The sequence below is a fragment of the Methanobrevibacter sp. genome (assembly GCF_045636185.1).
Taxonomy (GTDB): domain Archaea; phylum Methanobacteriota; class Methanobacteria; order Methanobacteriales; family Methanobacteriaceae; genus Methanocatella.
In genome coordinates this window covers 1-3,469 of sequence record NZ_JAZTXC010000069.1, presented here as the reverse complement: position 1 = coordinate 3,469, position 3,469 = coordinate 1, and the positions used below count along the sequence as shown (strand labels likewise).

5 protein-coding genes and 1 tRNA gene are annotated in these 3,469 nt (G+C 32.6%); 4 read left to right on the top strand and 2 right to left on the bottom strand.

Annotated features, from left to right (window positions below; genetic code table 11):
• The 3 genes from ACKI3Q_RS04235 to hisB all read left to right on the top strand — a co-directional run.
• A partial coding sequence (locus tag ACKI3Q_RS04235) for a TOBE domain-containing protein (RefSeq protein ID WP_407414584.1) occupies positions 1-491 on the top strand: 491 nt, incomplete at its 5' end.
• A 19-nt stretch (positions 492-510) separates the two neighbouring features.
• Positions 511-711: a 4Fe-4S binding protein gene (locus ACKI3Q_RS04230; RefSeq protein WP_407414582.1), complete on the top strand. Its 201-nt coding sequence runs from the start codon at positions 511-513 to the stop codon at positions 709-711.
• A 39-nt stretch (positions 712-750) separates the two neighbouring features.
• Positions 751-1,329 carry an imidazoleglycerol-phosphate dehydratase HisB gene (hisB, locus tag ACKI3Q_RS04225; protein WP_407414580.1) on the top strand — a complete coding sequence of 193 codons (579 nt, stop codon included), beginning with the start codon at positions 751-753 and terminating at the stop codon, positions 1,327-1,329.
• Positions 1,330-1,413: 84 nt separating this feature from the next.
• Here hisB and ACKI3Q_RS04220 read toward each other — a convergent pair whose 3' ends face one another.
• Together ACKI3Q_RS04220 and ACKI3Q_RS04215 are read right to left on the bottom strand one after the other, a co-directional pair.
• On the bottom strand, positions 1,414-2,244 hold the full coding sequence (locus ACKI3Q_RS04220; protein WP_407414578.1) for a F420-dependent methylenetetrahydromethanopterin dehydrogenase: 831 nt from the start codon (positions 2,242-2,244) through the stop codon (positions 1,414-1,416).
• A 264-nt stretch (positions 2,245-2,508) separates the two neighbouring features.
• Positions 2,509-2,580: transfer RNA gene (locus tag ACKI3Q_RS04215), tRNA-Val, on the bottom strand.
• Between the two features lie 149 nt (positions 2,581-2,729).
• Between ACKI3Q_RS04215 and ACKI3Q_RS04210 the strand changes: the two genes are divergently transcribed.
• Positions 2,730-3,469 (top strand): branched-chain amino acid transaminase (locus ACKI3Q_RS04210; RefSeq protein ID WP_407414576.1); only part of this gene is annotated, 740 nt, incomplete at its 3' end.

Here is a 3,469-nt window from a genome sequence, read left to right as displayed (position 1 = left end):
TTAATACGACTAAAGGAGGTAAAGGTGGCGGTGGAGGAACCACCTTGACTGAAGAGGGATATTCTATTTTAAAAGAATGTAAAAAAATTAATGCGATTATGGAGCTTCATAAGGATGTTAATGAAATTGAAGCAGAAGTTTTAGCAATTGATGAATCAAAAGGAGTCATGACTGTTAGAATGACAAATTTTGAAGTTAATATTCCTTTAAATAAAAATTATGAAGTTGGCGATAAAGTTTTGGCATTAATCAGTTATGACAATATATTTTTAATGTTGGAACCTCAAAAGTCCAGTATTCGTAATATAATTAAGGGTACTATTGTCGAAATGAGACTCAATAATGAGATTATTCGTGTAAATGTCGATGTTGGAGGAGTTAATTTCTATTCTGATATCACAGTATCTGCTGAAAAGGAATTAAATCTCACTATTGGTAAAGAAATTTATATTGGATTTAAAGCCATGTCTGTAGCTACTCTAAAATTGTAATTATTTAATTGGTGATGTCATGTTACAAATCGAAATTGATGAATCTAAATGTATTGGCTGTGGTAAATGTTATGAGATTTGTCCAAAAGCAGCCAAAATTTGGAAAGTTACTAACATTGCACATATATTAGATTTAAGATATTGTCATGTTTGTACTTTATGTGCAATGGAATGCCCTACAGACTGCATTAAAATTATACGTGATGGGCCAAAAGACTAAATGCTTTAAGGTAAAATTAATTATTTGGTAGGTAATATTATGAGTCGAATATCAAATGTTGAACGTAAAACATCTGAGACGGATATAAAAATTAAAATGAATCTTGACGGTGTCGGAAACTATAATATTTCCACGGGCATAAATTTCTTCGATCATATGATGGAATCATTTTCAAAACACAGCATGATTGATTTGGAGGTAATCGCTGAAGGAGATATTCAAGTCGATGATCATCATACAATTGAAGATGTTGGTATTTTACTTGGACAAGCTTTTCTTGAAGCTATTGGTGAAAAAATAGGTATTAAAAGAATGGCTCATGCAATTGTGCCTATGGATGAATCCGTTGCAACTATTGCAGTTGATATAAGTGGACGAAGCTATTGTAACATGAATTTAAACTTTACAAATGAGAAAATTGGGGACATGACATCAGCTATTGTTATCCATTTCTTTGAATCATTTGCCTCTTCTGCTAAATTAAATATTTATGGAGAAGTTCAAGGCGAAAACGATCACCATAAATGTGAAGCTATTTTTAAAGCATTTGCAAAAGCTCTAAAAGATGCTATAAAAGTAGAACATGACCAAATGCCATCAACAAAAGGTGTTATATAATTATAATGGAATCTTTCCATTATATTATCTTATTTTTAGGAAATTTTTAAAAAAAGTTAAAAAAATAAGTAGAAGTTAATCTACTTATTCTGGTTTTGAGATTAAGTCGGTTTTGCATCCAACGTTTCCTTCTTTCATGTGAGGAGTTCTTAAAACAGTGTCGTTGGATTTTTCGAGTTCTCTTGCTTCTTGTGCTAATTTAGCAGCAGCAGCAGCGATTTCGTGTGCAGCAGCAACTAAAGGAATGAAGTTTTCGAATCCTTTGGTCATGAAACAACCTTTCATGTCTAAGTTTGCGACAGATCCAGCCATTTCGTATGCAGCGATAGCTTTTGCTTTTGCGTATGGGTTAGCAAATTCAGCAGCTTCAACAGCTTTTTCAGCAGTAATAATGAGTTTTGGTAATTCGATAGCGTCTCCAGCGTCAGCAGCAGCAATTACACCGTCAATAGTTTTTTGTACTAATCTTAATGCTCCGGTTTCTGCTAATACTTTTAAGATATCTGCGTTGAAGATAGCCATTTCAGTTGGGTCTAACCATTCTCTTTTAGCACCAATCATTGGGTCAGACATTACAATAATGTAACCTAAACCTTGTTCATCCATTTCATCTTTTTTACCTTTACCTGGTGCGTCACCGATGATGATTGCAGGTAAATCTTTTTCAGATAAGAGTTCTCTTGCTCTAGCAGGACCAGGTGCTCCTGGGTTTGGAGAAATGAATATTGCGAAGTCAGGTCCAAATGCGTCTATTTTAGGAACTACATCTTCTACTTGTTCAGGGTTCATTTTTGCTCCAGATCCAAATACTCTTACATCTATATTTGGTCTGTCTGCTCTTTCGTCTAACAACAAATCGATAACAGGTGAAGTACCAATGTTACCACTTTTTATAATAGCAATTTTAACTACCATATTAAATATCTCCTATATTTGTAATTAACTATATGATGGGAAAATTATTTAAATCTTATTATTTAATTATTCTATACTATAAATTAATATTTTCATAAAAAACTGTACATAGTTTAGTCTTGAGAATTATTTTTGTATTCATCAATAGTTATTAAGAAAAAATTTATAATTTATTTAATTTAGATTAAACTAAATTTTCAGTAATTTTTGAAAAAATTTTGCTAAAAATGTTGTTGTGTGAAATAAAATAAATAAAAAAAGTAGTGGTTCCGACGAGACTCGAACTCGTGATCCCCTCCTTGTAAGGGAGGTATCATACCACTAGACCACGGAACCAACAATATATATTATGAACATAATATTATATAAGTGTTTCGTTAGATTCTTTTAAAATCTAATATTATAAAATGTTCATTTATTTTTTTCATTAATTATATATAAGAATAATTCAATATTAATTATTTAGAAAAAAAGAAGTGATAAATATGGCTTGGGATGATACAGCAAGTAAAGTATGGATGGATGGAGAATTCGTTGACTGGAAAGATGCAACAATCCACTCACTTTCTCATGTAGTCCATTATGGAACAAGTGTTTTTGAAGGTATACGTGCATATAATAATGAAAATGGTGTAGCTGTTTTCCGTTTAAAAGAACATGTGCGCAGATTATTCGACTCTGCAAAAATATACAAAATACCAATTCCATATACTGAGGAGGAAATTGCAGAGGCAATCAAAGAAACTATGAGAGTAAATGATTTAGAATCAGGTTATATACGCCCTATTGTATTCAGAGGATATGGTGAATTAGGTGTTAATCCTTTAAACTGTCCTGTAAATGTTGTTATTGCTGCTTGGGAATGGGGTTCATACCTCGGTGAAGAAGGAATGGCTAATGGTGTAGATATTGGTGTTTCATCATGGAGAAAACCTGCACCGGATACTTTCCCGGCTCTTGCAAAATGTGGGGCAAACTATATGAATTCTCAATTAGCTAAACTTGAAGCTATTGATAACGGTTATGATGAAGCTATCATGCTAGATTATGAAGGTCACGTTTCTGAAGGAAGCGGTGAAAACATATTCCTCGTTGAAGGAGAAAAATTATTCACTCCTGCAATGTCTTCATCCAATCTCAAAGGAATTACTAGAGATTCCATCATGACAATAGCTCGTGATTTAGGATATGAAGTTGTTGAAGAAGTAATTTCAAGAGAAAGATT

Bases quoted from the DNA above. Each gene is read 5' to 3' on its own strand.
- ACKI3Q_RS04230 (WP_407414582.1), top strand. From the start codon at position 511: ATGTTACAAATCGAAATTGATGAATCTAAATGTATTGGCTGTGGTAAA.
- hisB (WP_407414580.1), top strand. From the start codon at position 751: ATGAGTCGAATATCAAATGTTGAACGTAAAACATCTGAGACGGATATA.
- ACKI3Q_RS04220 (WP_407414578.1), bottom strand. From the start codon at position 2,244: ATGGTAGTTAAAATTGCTATTATAAAAAGTGGTAACATTGGTACTTCA.